General features: G+C 65.5%; 1 pseudogene. It reads right to left on the reverse strand.

From position 1 onward, the window contains the following. Window positions 1-336: pseudogene (locus ACFP2T_RS47225) on the reverse strand (hypothetical protein); the annotation flags it as partial. Window positions 337-928: the final 592 nt, after the last annotated feature.

Here is a 928-nt window from a genome sequence, read left to right on the forward strand (position 1 = left end):
GTAGGACGCGACGAGGGTGAACCCGCACCAGGCGGCGTAACCACCGGCCGCCAACCCGATAACGGCGTCGGAGTACTTCCGCACCACCAGCACGAGCAGGATGACCCCACCGATGATTCCGACGGCGACCGGTCCCACCGACCCTCGCCCGGTGAGGGGATTTCCGTCCAGCAGCTTCACCAGAAGCACGGCCAGTGGGAATCCCACCGCCCAGGTCAGGGTCGCCCAGAACGATGCTCCGGTGGGCATCGCCGCGCGGGCCCGGGCGGCGATGCCGACCCGTGGTGGCGCCTCCCGAGACGGTTCGATCTGGGCAATCTCCGGCGCAGTCGTCACCGTTATGTCCTCCCGTTGGAAATCGCGGGCTAGCCTAGCGGACATTCCTCACGCGTACGGGACCGGCCGACCGGGGTCCTGACTGATCGGAATCCGTTGCTGTCCAAACGGACGGAATCCAGAGAACCGTGCAACCGGAACGGCCGGAGCCGGATCGGAGATGATCTCGATCGAGCGTTCGGACGTCACCGGGAACCCGATAGGCGCCCGATGGAAGTGGTCAGCGAATCCGATGGCGGTGCTAAGCCGGCCGATCCGGCCGAGATAGAGATAACCGGCAATTGCCGCTGAAGCCGCAGGCCGGTGCCGGTGCCGGGGGGCGCCCGCGCGGGCCGAGGTACCCAACGTGACCAACTGTTGGTGTAGCCTGTCGCCGCGTTGGGACCTTCACCCCACCCGGTTACGTCCGCAGGAGGCAAGACTCCTTGGTCGACAGCGGATCCCCTGAAGAAAACCGAGTCCGAGTTTCAGCCGAGAACGCTGCGGGAGTTGACCGCGCGGCGATCAATCATCACGAGTGGCGGATTATCCGATGACGATTGACCAGGTCATCCACGTACCCGAACAGGTCGGTACCGAGCACGACGAGGTC

This window comes from Plantactinospora solaniradicis, from assembly GCF_042658085.1.
In the GTDB taxonomy this organism is placed as follows: Bacteria; Actinomycetota; Actinomycetes; order Mycobacteriales; family Micromonosporaceae; genus Plantactinospora; species Plantactinospora solaniradicis.